Genomic DNA, 15096 nt, shown 5'->3' with positions numbered 1-15096 from the left:
TTACTGATAGGACACTGCTCCCCACTCCTCTTCGAAATACTTCACCAGGGCCTGATTGTTTAGCTTATTGATTTCGGTTTCTACCGTTTGCATGTCTTTAGGGAAATGGCGCATCTGCACCAGGCCTTCCCTGGTCAGGAACCTCAGATTTCCCGGAAAAGCCGCGGGTAGTTTATATCCTGGTTTTGCAGCTGCCATAATGTATCCCCAATCTCCGAACGAGGGTACGTAATTGTGGTAGGGAATGGTAAAAAAACCTACAGATTCCAATGTCTTGTTGACGCACCAGAAAGACTTCGGGGCCACATACGGGGAAGTAGACTGTACGACAATCAATCCGCCATCAGACAGGATCGACCTGACCAGCCTGTAAAAGGAATTGCTGTACAATTTACCAACTGAATAATTAGAAGGATCTGGAAAATCAATGACAATAAAATCATATTTCTCTTTCTGCTCCCTTATCCAGGTGAAAGCATCGGCATTGATGACTTTAACTTTTGGCGACAGTAAAGAAGATTTATTTAATTCCAGCAGCATCGGGTTAGACTTGAACAGATTGGTCATACCGGGATCAAGGTCAACGAGGCTGATTTGCGCTACACTTGGGTATTTTAATATTTCCCTTACCGCTAGCCCGTCGCCACCACCCATAACCAATACCTTTTTCGCCCCGGGTATAGCGGAAAGTCCCGGATGCACCAATGCTTCATGATACCGATACTCATCATCTGAGCTGAACTGAAGGTTGCCATTTAAGTAAAGGCGCAGCATTTTGCCTTTCTTCGTGAGTACAATACGCTGGTAATTGGTGCTCTTTGAATAGATAATGGTATCATTATAGCCCAAACTCTCCGAATAACTGGTGATTGCATTCGCGAAAACAAATCCGGTCAACAGCGCCATGAGGCAAACGATAGCCGCAACTTTGAGATAGGCCACACTTTTGATCTCCTTCTGGAAGTTCAAACAAACAACAAGTGCAATCCCGACGTTCAGGATGCCAAAAAGATAGGAAGTTTTGATCAGGCCCAAATATGGGATGAGTAAGAGGGGAAAAATAATTGAGGCCAGTAGTGCTCCAATATAATCAAAGGTAAACACCCTAGACACCAAATCTTTAAACTCATACCGGTCTTTCAATATCCGCATTAACAAGGGAATCTCGAGTCCGACGAGTGTACCTGTAATACCAACGAGGCCATATAAAATGATGCGAAAAGAAGCTGCACTTTCAAAAACCAGGTAAAGAATACTGGAGCTGGTGCCACCAACTAAACCAACCAGGATCTCAATCTGAATGAACCAGAACAGGATGTCTTTTTCAAAGTATTTCGATATCCATGAGCCGATACCCATAGAAAAAAGGTATAGACCAATGATCGTAGAGAATTGGGTGACGGAATCACCCAACAGGTAACTTGCAAGTGTTCCTGCAATCAGTTCGTAAATTAGTCCGCAGGTAGCTACAACAAATACAGAAGTTAATAACAGTACAGGTAGTTTTTTATGCATCACTACCCATGTATTGAGGAACTCACAATGATCGCTATAGCAATAATAAATGCGGCAAAAACTACTGCCAACGCCATATTTTGTTTCTCCAGTATCTCTTTCCAAAGATTCTCGGGCGTAATCTTTTCGATAATCCAAAAGGCCAAAAGAAGGATTAAAATGCCCAGTACAGAGTAGAGCACAGAGGCTACTACGTATTTTAAATTAATCAGTTCGCTTAAGTTCATATGTTTCAAATTATTTATGATTCAACCTGTTGCCGTAACCGCCATAAAATCGTTTACCGGTGTATTCCGTATTTTTTTGTACAGTAGTACTTTCCCAGAAGGCCTTACCGTGGTAAATCGAATAGCCAAAATAACCGGTAATTCCCAGGCTCAATGCCAGATAAAAAGTTTTAAAAATCGTATTCATAGCCACTAAAAAGGGGAATAATCACTGTTTGACCAGCGTTTTTTTTCAAAATTGCGCATCCACAAATAGCTGAAGATCGGATATATACTCAACATAAGGATACAGATCAGCAGGTTCCTCCATAAGGTCACATTGCTGACCACCTTGACGGCCAAAACATTCCTTGCCGAATCCCCCGATGCGGGATAAATATTCAGGTGGTATTTACCTCGCGGGATCTCGGAAAGCAATACTTCAGCACTTTGCTCACCTTCAGACCAGCTTTCTCCGCCTTCCACACCCTGATAATATTCGAATCCTTTAGTTACTTCCCATGTTTGATTGCTTGCTTCATTGACCAAAACAATGGTCGTCTCCAACCAATTGTTGACGACACCAGAACTGATGTCAATTTGCAGGGCGGAAGATTCATCTTCGAGCTTAAAGCCAGAGCTGACAAAGGGTTTAAACTCATTGACGCCCTTTTCCGGATCATAGGTTAAATTGTACACACTGTCTACCAGGGTATTCTCGGGCTTTACATACACCACAAATAGTTCAATCAGCAGTAAGGCTAAAATGAGATACAAGGTAGTATACAGTGACCACTTCCAATTTGCATAGGCTTTTGAAGGCTGATTGGAGATGGTTCCAATTTTGGTGGGGAACAAATTGATCTCGAGTTTAAAAGCTTCAGCAATGACCTCCGGCTCCTGGTATTCCCCAAGATAGTAGTCAACCGTCTTTTTTTTTGTTCCAATACTTGCTTCTCTGGATACAATATATGGAGCAGCGACAAATTCAGAGACCTTAACACGCTCTTTGACGATATCCCAGTCAAACTCACCAATTAAGGAACGTACCCGCGGCGAATAATGGTGAAACAACTTATAGGCATAACCTTCATATACCACCTGACTTGAAGTATATACGACCTTTTCCAGGTCCGGCAAATGCTTTTTATCAAAGATCAGGTTCCAGTGTCCATCGTATTCGCTTAATATCGCATAGCCTATTTCATAGTTATACAGTACATATTCTCTCCAACCCGGATATGTAGTATTCCCCTCATCCTTTTCTATATAAGCGATCAATTTAAAAGATATACCCTGTAAGATCCCCACTGTCCCCAATGGAATAAGGGGTTTTAAAGCTGCTGGGCCAAGTGTCTTTATTCTGACTGGAGTATCATCTACAAATTGAAAATAATCGTGGCAAAACCCACAGGCAAAGAATTCACTTCCTTCCGGATCGTATAACGTTATTTCTGAATTACATTTTGGACAGTTGATTTGTTCTGGTGACGGAAAGGAAGTTGCAGCAGTTGTAGCCATATCTTTATCTGACCAGTTCAGTTTTTTGACGCTCCTCACCTTCAAAGAAGGCCAGCACGTCAGCATAAATACCTTTCACTTTATCCTCATTTTTTCGCTGATAATTAGATAGAAATACATCAAATGTCGCCAGGCCAAATTCCGGCCAGGTATGGATCGACAAATGGGATTCAGTAAGGCAGATCACAGCGGTAAAACCACCGCCTTCAAAATCATGGTATACCTCACCAACTTTCGCCAGTTCATACTTGTCGATCAATTCATTAAACAAAACATTGCAGGCTTTACAGGAAAAAAGATAATCGCTCTTAACCGAATTAAATTCAGAGAGGATGTGAAGGCCAGGCTTATAGTGCATTGAAAACGAGCATTAAATAATTGTTCCTCCAAAAATAATAAAGTATTTTAATTTCCCGGCAAATCAGGCGGTATGATTTTATTTACCTGCGTACTGATGGATTTCAGAAATGCTTCCAAAGCTTGTTTTTCTTCTTCAGTAAGGTTCAGTTTCCTTAAAATCGCCGATCTTCCATATTTTTTAAGCGAATCCGGCACTACTGCAGCCCGCTGGATCGGACTTGGGTTGCCTAAGTTATAGTACTCGACAACATCTCTCAGTGTCGGAAAATTGCCATGGTGCATCCAGGGACCGGTGATGGTCACCTCCCGCAGGGAAGGTGTCCTGAACTGACCAACATCGCTCAGCTTTTTGGTATGATTGTACCTGCCCAGATCCTGCATTTTGGAACCCAGCAGTGTTTGTCCGTCATTGTGGAATTTATTGTCGCTGAACAGTGGTGTATTGTGACAGTTGATGCAGCGGGCTTTTGTACGGAACAGATGCAAACCCAATATCTCCTGATCCTTTAGTGCTTTTTTATTGCCCCGCATAAAGGCATCAAAACGGCTATTCCGGCTCAAAACACTCCGCTCAAAGGTCGCAATGGCATACTGGATGCGTTCCTGCGTGACCCTATCGCTTCCAAAGGCTTCTTTGAAAAGTGGCGCATAACCTTTGATCCGGGAAATATTCCTGACCATAGCCTTTAAGGCGGTGTTCATTTCCACCTGATCCTGTACCGGGAATACGGCTTGTTCTTCCAGACTTCCGGCGCGACCGTCCCAAAACAGGTGTTCATAATAAGCAGTATTCAGAATGGGCATCGCATTGCGTTTACCGGTTTGCCGGCTGTGTCCGTAGGAAACACGCTTGCCATCTCCCCAGGCTAGTTCGGGGTCATGACAAGAAGCACAGGCAATCTGTTTGCTCACAGACATCCTTGGATCAAAAAATAGCAGCTTACCCAGCTTTTGCTTCTCTTCCGAAAAAGGATTGTAGGCTGGGTAAGCCGGTTTATCGAGCTGACCAATATCCCTGAAACCTGTTTTAACTTCCTCGTCCAGCTCAGGAACAGGCCAGCCTTTTTGCGCTCCGCTATAAAGCTCCCGCAATTGGTCGATCGTATATTCCTTTTGGTACAGGAAAGCTGTAGACACCACAAAGGCCGACAGGAAAGCAAGAATGATCAGCAATCTTTTCATGTACTTTAGTTTAATGTAAGTGCCACGGTACTCATTTTGTAATCGATCGTTTTCTTACCGCCACCGATCTTGGCATCATCGAAAGTGACTTTTAAGTCGATCAGACCAGAGGTTTCATTATAAGTACCCTCACCGCTGATTCCGATCAGAAAAGTGGTACCGGCACTTCTTGTGATCACTACGTCCTGGGTTTTTACTTTCACAACTCCGGTTTTTGAACCTTCATAATCGGGAAAAAATTGTAGTGCCTGGTCTATATTGATGCTGGCAGTTTTGATATTCGTGCTACCGATTTCAGCAGTGTACAAACGCACCATGTCGAAAGCTGCCACACCACTATTTGCTACCGTGGTATTGGTAAAGCCAAGGAAACTGGGATCCGCAGCAGAGATACTGGAGAAATGGCTCCCGATACGTGTACCCCAACGCTGTGTTGCAGGATCATAACGGTAAACAAACAATTGAAAATTCGCTGTTGGCTGATGGAAAATAGCCAGGGCAGTAGATGATGGCCTATCCAGTGGCACTGTCGGGTACAAATCTTCCTTTACAGCTGGCTCCTCTTTTTTACAGGAAAGGCAAAAAGAGGTACTGCAAAAAATCAGGACCATTAAAAAATTAAAATATCGTTTCATATGTATTAGTATCCTAAGTTCTGAATCATGTGAATGTTTACGTCCGTTGTTGCTTTAGGAATTGGCATGATCATGCGGTGATCGTCTGCATCAAGGCTCATGGTAGTTGCTGTTCCATCCGTCCGGCTGATTCCTTTTTTTCTGCGCACAAGGTCGAAGAGCAGATTGCCTTCAAAAGCCAGTTCCTTTCTGCGCTCCAGCAGGATGGCATCTATCAGTTGCGCTTTATCAGTGATGTTACTCAACGCAAGCGCGGGGTTAGCCCTTCGCGCGATGGCACTCAGGTCTGCATTGGCCTGAACAAAATCAGGAATTGCTTTTTCCAGCGCTGCTTCTGCACGTATCAGGTACAATTCAGACAGGCGCAGGACTTTAATTGGCATTTGTAGTGTACCACCATCTGCGTATTTCTTTGTGAACCTGTAAGTACTGGTTGTCAATAAATTAAACATGGTCGCAGAGCCCCTCACATCAGTACTGGAATATAAGCCTAGAAGATCATTGCTCACCGCATACATGCGGTAAGTATTGTCATTCAGACTATAGTACGAGGACAATGTTGTGCCACTGACAATCTGTTCAAAAGGCAATTCGAAAATAGATTCCGTAGCTGGTGTTTTCGTTGCCCAACTTGCTACATAATTCGCATTGGCGGTTAGCGAATAACCGCCGTTTTTGATGAGTTCATCAGCTGTACTGAACGCAGCATCCCAATTTTGTTGATACAGATAAACCTTGGCCAATAAGGCCTTGGCTGAGCTTTTCGTAAAATAGTTCTGTTTGTTTCCTGAAGGCAGGATGCCTGCATTGGCATCGTCAAATACGGATATCGCCTCTGTAAGGTCTTTTACAATGGCAGAATAGCTCTCTCCGAGCGTGGCACGCACCGGAGAAGGGTCTGCGTACAATTGGGGTTTCAGGTTTAGCGCAATGCCCATCCCCTGGTTCAATACATCTGTCGCATTTGTTCTGGTAAATATGCGAAGCAGATCAAAATGCAGCAAGGCACGGATGCATTTGGCTTCCGCAATGAGTTTGGTCCGTTCAGCATCTGTACCTGAAGCCGAAGGCACATAATAAATGATGTTGTTCACATTATTGAGCTGACTGTACAGGTCCCGGTAAGTATCGTTCATAGCCGATTCATCAGGTATACAGTTAAACTGGTAGACATCGTCCAGGCGCGTATTGGTAGTTTTGCTAAACTTCAGATTTCCAGCCATCAGATCAGGGTAAATCATCATCTTCATTCCGTAATATTCGGACGACATCAATCCTTTATAAGCACCTGCCAGCGCGCTTTTGGAACCCGGCATGTCACTAAACAGCTCCTCAATAGACAACTGGTCAGTAGGTTCTTTATTCAGTAGCTTTTCGCAAGCACTTAAAACCAATAAAACCGGAAACAGTATATATAGATAATTTTTCATTTCGTTCTTTTTTTTAAAATCCTATTCTCACACCTGCGGTCAGGCTCATCGTCTCGGGATAAACAAAACGATTTTCTGCCACACCGTTCCTGCCCTTGGTTCCTGCATCCTTGTATACATAAAAGAGATTAGTGGCATTTGCAAAAACACTGGTATTGGATAAGCGCAGGGCTTTTGTCAACTGCACCGGCAGGCGGTAATTCAGGGAAACATTCGACAGCTTCAGATAACTGAGGTCGTAAAGGTACCTTGTAGAATTGCGCACTGCAGAAGTGTTGGTGATCAGGAGCCTTGGGATATTTGTCACATCATTTGGACGCTGCCAGCGGTCCAGTAAATTCACACTTTGGTTCCGGTGCTGCAGGTTCAGTCCATCCGACTCATTGGCATAACCAAGCAGCTGACTCGCACCATAACTGTACAGGATATTGAAAGAGAAATCAAATCCATAAATCCGGAACTGGTTGATCAAACCTCCCTGAAAATCAGGAAGACGGTCGCCAATGACCGTAGTATTTACCAATGGCATTCTGTTGATCTCTGCACCACTCAGCAGATTACCACCATAACTGTACTGTGACGCACCGCTCTCCGGATTCACACCTGCCCAGTGATAACCATAGATAGCAGATGCACTCTCCCCGATCACAATTCCCGAAGCCAGCGTATTCACAGAATACAAACCAGCATAGCCATTATTAAATTCGATCATTCTGTTTTTGTTCCAGCCCAGGTTATAAGACAAATTCCATCCGAAATTTCTTTTGTCCATCAATGGCGCGTTGATGCTCAATTCAAATCCTGTATTCCGCATTTTTCCCGTGTTGGCCGAGATGGTGTTAAATCCACTTTCCAGTGGTACATATACCGAGGAAATCAGGTCATGGATCGTATTGCGGTAATACTCTGCCGTAAGGTTCACTTTATTGAAAAGGCTTATATCCACCGCAAAATTGAGTTTGTTGTTTCGCTCCCAACCCAGTTCAGGGTTAGGCGCAGCAGAAGATTCCGGTGTAGAGATCACATTGCCATTATAGGTGCTCCCGCTGGCAGTCCCAAAGGTATACAGTCCCCTGGCAGCATAACTTCCGATCCTGGAATTGCCTGTAGAGCCATAGGTTGCACGCAGTTTCAGCATATTGATCACCTTACTGTCTTTCAGAAAATCCTCTTTACTAAGCAGCCAGGCCAATCCGGCAGAGCCGTTAGATGCCAATTGCTTATCGCCACCAAACATAGACGACTTATCTATCCTCGCATTAAAATTCGCGAAGTACTTTTTGTTCAGGTCATAGCTCAACTGACTATAATAAGAAACGGTGGCATCGGAACTCTTGGCCGAAGCACTTCCCATGTTGCTTGCAGCACTCAATGTACGTAATCGCTCAAACGTGAAACCTGTACCATTTCCCCTCAACAATTCCGTATCCTTGTCTTCTACCTGTGTACCAATCAGGAAATTTATAGTATGTGAACCAAAAGTTTTATCGTACGCTCCCTGCAAAAATCCAATGTATCCGATGTAGTTCCTGTCGTAAATGGCCAGACTTCCGTTCAGATTCCTGCCAGTGGCGTTTTGGGCCGACAGGTATTTGGTTTGCTTGTTCTGGTAAGCATCTGCACCTAGAGTCCCGGAGATGGTGATCTCGTTGTTGACTCGGTAACTGGCATTTGCGTTGGCCATCACCTGAAGCCCCTTATTGCTATTTTCATTTTGATTGAGCACAGCCAATGGATTGGGTACCCCCTGAAGATCAGCATAAGTGCCATCAGCATTATAGGGGGATAAATTTGGCGGAAGGGTTACGCTACCGAACACGGACAAAGCATTGCTCCGGCTCAAAGTTGGGGAAATATTGAACCCTACTTTAAATTTATCGGAGAATTCATGGTTCAGATTCAAACGCATATAAACCTTGCTCAGGTCATTTCCAAGGGAGCTCGACTGTTGATTCCGGTAGCCGGCGGAGAACCTAAAATTGGTAGGTCCGCTTCCACCAGATACATTCATACCTGCATTGTGGTATACTGCATTTCTGTTAGTCAGGTCAAACCAATCGGTATTGATCGTGGGGCTTCCAGCCGCCAATGAAGCTGCCGCTACAGACATGCCCCCGTTCACATAAGTTTCCCGGAGCAAACTATAATACTGGGGGCCGCTCAACCATTTGAATTCATTGATGAAACTGGAAACGCCAGTGTCGTAGTTTACATTCACCGAAGTTTTTCCGGACTGTCCTTTTTTCGTGGTGATGATGATTACACCATTAGCTGCATTTGCTCCATACAAAGCAGAGGCCGTCGCATCTTTAAGTATTGAAACGCTGCTGATATCGTCTGGATTGATATTGGCCAGTGGATTCTGATAGTCCTCCCCATTGAATACACTCGATTCCGTGCCACGCTGTTGCTCATAGGATGGAATCCCGTCAATCACAAATAGCGGCTGCGAAGAAGTGGTTCGCGAGGTTCCAAATTGAGGCAATGAGCCCTGGCCACGGATGTTAATTTTCACCGGAGTGTTGAGTTCTGTGTTCGTTTCTACATATACACCGGCAACCAAGCCTTCCAGCATCTTATCGAAACTTTCAATCGGCCGCTGTACCTGTAGCTGTCCGGGGTTCAGCTGCGCGATACTTCCTACAACCTCCTCGCGTCTCTTTTCCTTCGTATAGGAACTCGTGACCACCACCTCATCCATCCCCATCACATCATCCTCCAGTGCAATGCGGAAGAAAGATTGGTTGCCTACCCGCTCCGTACGGGTCTTCATGCCGATGTATTTAAATTCCAGCAATATATTCTCCAGATCGGCACCGTTGAGTTTAAAGGTAAACTCTCCCTCTACATTGGTTACAGCGCCCTGTACAGTTCCTTTTTTATAGATGTTCACACCAGGAATAGGCAATCCCGTGCGGGCTTCCGTCAGGAGTCCGGAGATCATCCGGCTGCTTTGTTTTTCCCGTAGCAAAGCTTTACGGATAGCTATGGTATTGCCTGTAATCTGAAATCCCAGATCGCTATTGCCGGAGATGGCCAACAAAGTTTGTCTCAGAGAAGCACGGAGCCGGATCGAGATTTTCTGGTTCAGGTCTACTTCATTTTCATCGTAATTGAACACATAGCCGGTCTGTTTTTCTATATCTTTTATAATTGCCCTGATACTTAAATTGGTGGCGTCAACCTTCACCATTGCACGTTCCGGACTAAAGGTTTGGCTATAACCGGCAGTTCCCGTCATCAACAGGAAAAGTAGTAAAAGGTAAACACAGCTGTTGTAGCTTTTTGTCATGTTATTGAATAAATGTGATCGTTTTGTTGTCTTGGGTATAGTTAATTCGTTTCGCAAAGCAGATGCTCTGCACAATACTCAGGTAGTCGGTTTTCCTGAACCGTCCTGTATAGTTCCAGTGCTGATCTTTGGTCTTATTGACCAATTCTACGCCGTACAGGTTCCTGATTTTCTGAGCGATGGTTTCAAATGAGGCATTTTTGAACAGCAGCAAGCCATCCTTCCAGGAGCATACCGCAGCCACATCGAAAGTGTCCACTTTTATTTTCTTACTAATTGGATCAAAAACCGCACGCTGGGATGGTTTAAGTTTCCATTCAGCGCCCTCTGAAAACGCCTGTACCGCTACCCTTCCTTCCACCAGGGATACACTGACCGGCGCCTTGTCGAAAGCCTCCACGTTGAAACTGGTCCCATGAACTGTAGTTTTCAGTCCGTTGGCATGCACAATAAAGGGATGCAACTTGTCCTTACTCACCTCAAAATAGGCTTCCCCTGTCAGCTTCAGCTCTCGTTGCTCGCCATCGAAAGCCTTCGGATAGGTTAAGGTACTGTTGCTGTTCAGGGATACCCTGGAACCATCGGCAAGGGTTATCATAGTCAACTGACCATAGCCACTATGCCGGGTCAGCAAGACTGCCTCTGCCTGCCTTTGCTGATAAAAAAGGAGTCCCCCCACCAGGATCAGGACTGCTGCAGCAGCCATACCGATCCATGACTTCAAACTCCCGGATCTTCTTTCCGCAACTACCAAACTTTGGGGAGATGGATTGGCTTCCAAAAAACTTTCAAACCCGGCAAATGCCTGCTCATACTGTTCTTCGTCCAGCCTGAGGTAAAGGGAACTGAGCAATTGCTCGGCATTGAGTACCTCATCCAGCTTTTCCGGATGCTCACTGATCCATCTGGACCAAAAAGCTACCGCTTCCTCATCTGTCTGTAGAAAATAGGCCACAAAGCGCTCATCTGCGGCAAAATCTTCAGCTTGGTATAAATTGTAGTTCATCAACTCGGTTTTAGGAATGAATTCTAATGATCATTATCCTAATGAGTAACCACTCAGCGATTTTTACCAGAAAAAAATGAAATATTTTTTATCGCTATGAATTACCGCTTGAAATTGTTCCTCAAAATGACCAGGGCAGCATGCAGGTGATTGTAAACAGTCCTCAGGGTGATGTCCAGCAGCAAAGAAATTTCCTGGTAACTCAGTTCTTCAAAAAACTTCATCCGGATGATCTCCCGCTGGCTATTGGTCAGGGAATCCAGGGCATGGTGCAGCCTTTGTTTTTGCAGAAGGGAATGCTGACTCTCAATCAGCAGCTGCTCATAAGAATGCGTCATTAAATCTGGGTTCTCCAGATCGGCATCAAGCAATATGGTATTTTTATCGGCCGCAATCACCTTCAGCAGCTTATTGCGTACACAAATTTTGAGGTAGGCTATTACATTAAGCACCTGTGTATTTTGATTGCGGTTTATCCAGAGTTCACAGAACAGCTCCTGAAGACAGTCCTTCACCTTATCCTGATCAGCGAGCATGCGAAATCCATAGACATACAAATGCTGGTAGCTTTCCTGGTAGAGGGTTTTCATAGCATGCGCATCCCCTTCGCCTATCCTGCGCCAAAGTTCAGTAGATATCAAGACAGGACTTTTCAAGACCAAATCAGTTATTTAGAATTATTACAAATAATGCGCAATGATAGGATTTTGGATTCAGCTATCGGTTCATGGAGCCCCCTAATTACAAAACCATGACAATATGATGATAGATTCGTATCTTGTCTGCACCATGACTACAAATACCATTTCTTTCCTTAGCCTGTCTATTATTTTTGTCCTTTGCTGTGCTTTTGCCCGTTCGGAAAAAGGCCAGTTGAATATTGTCTTCATCGGAGACAGCATCACCCAGGCAAACGGGATCGGAGAAAATAACCGTCCGCCTACAGCGGCTGCCAGTTACCTCATGACGGCCTTAGGCTGGAAAAACGTACAGTTCAACAATCAGGGACGGAGTGGCTTTACGACCGTTGATTTCCTGCCTGCGACAAAAAAGGCATTTCCTGATGTGCTGAAAGCGGCCGACAGTTTCAGCAACAAACCTGGCTCCCTGGTATTCAGCATCATGCTGGGCACCAACGACAGCGCCATAAAAGGCCCAAATGGTTCCCCGGTTTCCAAAGAAAATTACCGCGCCAACCTGAAGGCAATCGGCGACAGTCTATTGCTGCGTTATCCAGATTCCAGAATTGTTTTCCAGGGGCCACTTTGGTATAGCGACAGCACCCGCAATAGTTCGAGTTACCTGGTAGAAGGTCGGGAACGGCTGCAGAGCTACCTTCCCCAAATCTTATCATTGGTAAAAGCATACAAGAAAACACATCCCGAACGTGTTTTCTTTGGTGACAGGAGCGGCTACGGCTATTTCAAGAAAAACCATCTGACTGATATGAAGACTGAAACCGGCCCAAACGGCAGGTTCTATCTTCATCCGAATGATAAGGGGGCCGAAGCCCTTGGGATATTATGGGCCAAAGCGATTGCAAAGGTGATTCGTCAGGGCAATTAAAACTAAGGTAATAAAGACATCCGCTGTCACTAACCACTCTGCTTAAATCTATAATTTGAACAGCATCCTCAGGTTACTAAAAATAGATGAATGCCGGGATTTAATAGACAAAGCCGGGGTCAAACAGGCTTGGTCTAATTATGCTTAAGCCTGGTCTATTTTCATTTTTTTGAGTCCGTTTGCAGCCTTAGATTTGGCGTATCCTCCAACAAATGCAAACCAATCGGAAATGACAAATACATCAAAATATTTCATTATAGCACTGCTAGCCTCCTTAGCAGCTTGCAAAAAGAATGACCAGTCAGTAAAACCTGAAGCGACCAGTACAGCCATACCAGGACAAGTCACCTTACTTTATCCAGAGCACAATTCTGTTCACCCAAATCCACAAGCCCTGAATGGCAAATCCAGGGTGAATTTCCGCTGGACACCATCCCCGGGGACGGATTATTATGAATTGAAAATCCAATCTTCCTATAACGGCAATATCATGCATACTGCAACAGATCAAACTTCCCTAAGCGTTGATTTGACTATTAACGATTCATATACTTGGTTCGTGGTATCCAAATCAGCGGGTTCAGCTAAGCAAACTGAAAGCTACACTTACAGATTCTATAACTCAGGCCTTAATTCCACATACCATTCACCTTTTCCTGCGCAATTGCAAAGTCCAGCAGATGGAGCCCAGATCACCAATGAGGCAATTAATTTATGTTGGGAGGGAATGGATGTGGATGAGGACATTAAAAGTTACGATCTCTTTTTTGGCACCGATGCAACCCCTCTCCTTTATCAAAGGCAACTCACTGAAAGGAATATCTTATTGAACGAACTCAAATCTGGTCAAACCTATTACTGGAGAATTAAGACCATTGACAGCCAAGGCTTTGAATCTTTATCGGAATGCTATCAATTTACAACATTGTAATCCCCGGAGATTGGTTGCTTTTAATAGCGGCCTCCAAATGCGTAAATCCGATTTGAATTGGGCTAAGCAACCGAAACTGAGTGATAGTAATAAAAGGGATTGCAGAATTTCAATTGCATTCGAATTGAAATTTCTCTTAAATTCGAATTTGTAAACCAAATATCATCCCATGAGACAACTGGTCATATTCTTTTTGTTCCTTGCCAATACCTCTTCACTTAAAGCACAGGATTCCGGCATTCGTTTTTTCCAGGGCGGTTGGAAGGAACTTCTCGCTGCATCTAAAGAAAGCGGCAAACCGATCTTCGTCGACGTCTATACGGATTGGTGTATCCCTTGCAAGAAGATGGAAAAAGAAGTATTTGTCCTTCCTGAAGTGGCAAAATTTTACAACGATAATTTCATTACTTATCGTCTAAATGCAGAGAAAAACGAAGGTCCCCAACTGGCTACCCGCTATCAGGTCAAAGCTTACCCGACCTGGCTTTTCCTCAATGCCGACGAAACCCTGCGCAGCCGCAGTACAGATTACCTGCCCGCAGAACAATTTATCACGATTGGTAAAATCGCCCTGGGCAGCGGCTCCGTAGCAGATAGCCTTGCCCTATTGAAAAGCCGTTTCGACAAAGGTGAACGAAATACTGAATTCCTATCGACCTATCTCATAAGCCTGAAAAAAGCCCAACTGGATAACAGGGAGGTAATGGATGCTTTCGTCTCTGCGTTTGGTAAGAATAAACAAGTCACTGCAGAAAATATCCAGTTCCTGATTCAACATAGTGGCCGCACCTGGTCTTCGGCAATTCCCTTGATCACGAATCATTTAGGCCTTTTGCAGCCGCCCAAGGGCGGACAGGCCGCGGCGGATTTTTTCGGGAATACGCTTTATTTTGTCTGGGGCAATGCGGCGAAAGCTGGAGATGCGAAACTTGCCCAGCAGTCCAAAATATCAGCAGATAAAATATTGCCATTATTGAGTGAACAGCAGCAGCGTTCTTACGACCAGCTTGCACTGTTCCATTACAAAACCTTTAGAGATCTGACTGGCTTAAAAAAGCTAGCCTACCGCATGGCGCAGCAGTCGATGGCTGTGGATACGGCCTTTGCCGCAGCTCAGGACCGCATCTTATTCGAAAAAGTGAAAGTTGCCTTCGCAACTGCTCCAAAGGATAGCGCGGACAGGGAGGCCATGGAAGCTGAAAAGAAATTGGCACTCCACCAATACTCCGGCCAACTGGCCAGCCTGCTTTACCAGTTGGCCGAAGCTTGTGCTGAGCTTTTAGATAAAAATGATCCTGCGAGGCGGGACGCTCTGTACTGGGCGGAACGTGCATATGTACTCATTCCGAACCCCAATACAAAGGCCTTGCTGGAAAGGCTCAAATGAGCGCCACCCAGAGTGATCAGGTAGACTTCCGCAGTCGTTCCAGGTTTTATCCCAGTTTTTTTCTA

The 15096-nt window shown here is 44.7% G+C and carries 14 protein-coding genes; 3 read left to right on the top strand and 11 right to left on the bottom strand.

The window, feature by feature from the left end; translation table 11 throughout:
• The 11 genes from WAE59_RS09350 to WAE59_RS09300 all read right to left on the bottom strand — a co-directional run bounded on the left by WAE59_RS09350 (window position 1) and on the right by WAE59_RS09300 (window position 11803).
• Complete coding sequence (locus tag WAE59_RS09350) at window positions 1–1515, bottom strand: polyamine aminopropyltransferase (protein ID WP_337855684.1); 1515 nt, start codon at window positions 1513–1515, stop codon at window positions 1–3.
• Between the two features lie 2 nt (window positions 1516–1517).
• A complete protein-coding gene (locus WAE59_RS09345) occupies window positions 1518–1742 on the bottom strand; it encodes a DUF350 domain-containing protein (RefSeq protein WP_337855683.1) in 225 nt (74 codons plus the stop codon).
• 10 nt (window positions 1743–1752) lie between these two features.
• Window positions 1753–1929, bottom strand: coding sequence for a hypothetical protein (locus tag WAE59_RS09340; protein ID WP_337855682.1), 177 nt, complete (start codon window positions 1927–1929; stop codon window positions 1753–1755).
• Window positions 1930–1934: 5 nt separating this feature from the next.
• Window positions 1935–3242, bottom strand: a complete 1308-nt coding sequence (locus WAE59_RS09335; protein ID WP_337855681.1) for a hypothetical protein — start codon at window positions 3240–3242, stop codon at window positions 1935–1937.
• Window positions 3243–3246: 4 nt separating this feature from the next.
• The gene (locus WAE59_RS09330; RefSeq protein WP_337855680.1) at window positions 3247–3600 is read right to left on the bottom strand and encodes an S-adenosylmethionine decarboxylase family protein; all 354 of its coding nucleotides are present in this window, start codon (window positions 3598–3600) and stop codon (window positions 3247–3249) included.
• A gap of 47 nt (window positions 3601–3647) precedes the next feature.
• Window positions 3648–4784: a cytochrome-c peroxidase gene (locus WAE59_RS09325; RefSeq protein WP_337855679.1), complete on the bottom strand. Its 1137-nt coding sequence runs from the start codon at window positions 4782–4784 to the stop codon at window positions 3648–3650.
• Window positions 4785–4789: 5 nt separating this feature from the next.
• Window positions 4790–5419 (bottom strand): hypothetical protein, encoded by a 630-nt coding sequence (locus WAE59_RS09320; protein ID WP_337855678.1) that lies wholly within the window; start codon window positions 5417–5419, stop codon window positions 4790–4792.
• Between the two features lie 5 nt (window positions 5420–5424).
• Window positions 5425–6849 (bottom strand): RagB/SusD family nutrient uptake outer membrane protein, encoded by a 1425-nt coding sequence (locus WAE59_RS09315; RefSeq protein ID WP_337855677.1) that lies wholly within the window; start codon window positions 6847–6849, stop codon window positions 5425–5427.
• Between the two features lie 13 nt (window positions 6850–6862).
• Window positions 6863–10141 (bottom strand): SusC/RagA family TonB-linked outer membrane protein, encoded by a 3279-nt coding sequence (locus tag WAE59_RS09310; protein ID WP_337855676.1) that lies wholly within the window; start codon window positions 10139–10141, stop codon window positions 6863–6865.
• Between the two features lies 1 nt (window position 10142).
• The gene (locus WAE59_RS09305; RefSeq protein ID WP_337855675.1) at window positions 10143–11147 is read right to left on the bottom strand and encodes a FecR family protein; all 1005 of its coding nucleotides are present in this window, start codon (window positions 11145–11147) and stop codon (window positions 10143–10145) included.
• A gap of 101 nt (window positions 11148–11248) precedes the next feature.
• Entirely contained in the window at window positions 11249–11803 is a 555-nt protein-coding gene (locus WAE59_RS09300) for an RNA polymerase sigma factor (protein WP_337855674.1), read from the bottom strand.
• Between the two features lie 103 nt (window positions 11804–11906).
• On the opposite strand from WAE59_RS09300, the gene WAE59_RS09295 reads away from it, so the two are divergent.
• The 3 genes from WAE59_RS09295 to WAE59_RS09285 all read left to right on the top strand — a co-directional run bounded on the left by WAE59_RS09295 (window position 11907) and on the right by WAE59_RS09285 (window position 15031).
• A complete protein-coding gene (locus WAE59_RS09295; RefSeq protein ID WP_337855673.1) occupies window positions 11907–12713 on the top strand; it encodes a GDSL-type esterase/lipase family protein in 807 nt (268 codons plus the stop codon).
• A 229-nt stretch (window positions 12714–12942) separates the two neighbouring features.
• Entirely contained in the window at window positions 12943–13644 is a 702-nt protein-coding gene (locus WAE59_RS09290) for a hypothetical protein (protein ID WP_337855672.1), read from the top strand.
• Between the two features lie 169 nt (window positions 13645–13813).
• Window positions 13814–15031 carry a thioredoxin family protein gene (locus WAE59_RS09285; RefSeq protein WP_337855671.1) on the top strand — a complete coding sequence of 406 codons (1218 nt, stop codon included), beginning with the start codon at window positions 13814–13816 and terminating at the stop codon, window positions 15029–15031.
• The last annotated feature ends 65 nt before the right edge of the window (window positions 15032–15096 follow it).

It is taken from the genome of Pedobacter sp. GR22-6 (genome assembly GCF_037402555.1).
GTDB lineage: Bacteria > Bacteroidota > Bacteroidia > Sphingobacteriales > Sphingobacteriaceae > Pedobacter.
Note: the sequence above shows the minus strand (reverse complement) of the source record. Positions and strands in the feature narration are given on the sequence as shown.

Coding starts and splice junctions, on each gene's coding strand:
- WAE59_RS09350 (WP_337855684.1), bottom strand. CDS start 1,515: ATGCATAAAAAACTACCTGTACTGTTATTAACTTCTGTATTTGTTGTA.
- WAE59_RS09285 (WP_337855671.1), top strand. CDS start 13,814: ATGAGACAACTGGTCATATTCTTTTTGTTCCTTGCCAATACCTCTTCA.
- WAE59_RS09305 (WP_337855675.1), bottom strand. CDS start 11,147: ATGAACTACAATTTATACCAAGCTGAAGATTTTGCCGCAGATGAGCGC.
- WAE59_RS09335 (WP_337855681.1), bottom strand. CDS start 3,242: ATGGCTACAACTGCTGCAACTTCCTTTCCGTCACCAGAACAAATCAAC.
- WAE59_RS09320 (WP_337855678.1), bottom strand. CDS start 5,419: ATGAAACGATATTTTAATTTTTTAATGGTCCTGATTTTTTGCAGTACC.
- WAE59_RS09345 (WP_337855683.1), bottom strand. CDS start 1,742: ATGAACTTAAGCGAACTGATTAATTTAAAATACGTAGTAGCCTCTGTG.
- WAE59_RS09295 (WP_337855673.1), top strand. CDS start 11,907: ATGATGATAGATTCGTATCTTGTCTGCACCATGACTACAAATACCATT.
- WAE59_RS09310 (WP_337855676.1), bottom strand. CDS start 10,141: ATGACAAAAAGCTACAACAGCTGTGTTTACCTTTTACTACTTTTCCTG.
- WAE59_RS09330 (WP_337855680.1), bottom strand. CDS start 3,600: ATGCACTATAAGCCTGGCCTTCACATCCTCTCTGAATTTAATTCGGTT.
- WAE59_RS09325 (WP_337855679.1), bottom strand. CDS start 4,784: ATGAAAAGATTGCTGATCATTCTTGCTTTCCTGTCGGCCTTTGTGGTG.
- WAE59_RS09315 (WP_337855677.1), bottom strand. CDS start 6,849: ATGAAAAATTATCTATATATACTGTTTCCGGTTTTATTGGTTTTAAGT.
- WAE59_RS09340 (WP_337855682.1), bottom strand. CDS start 1,929: ATGAATACGATTTTTAAAACTTTTTATCTGGCATTGAGCCTGGGAATT.
- WAE59_RS09290 (WP_337855672.1), top strand. CDS start 12,943: ATGACAAATACATCAAAATATTTCATTATAGCACTGCTAGCCTCCTTA.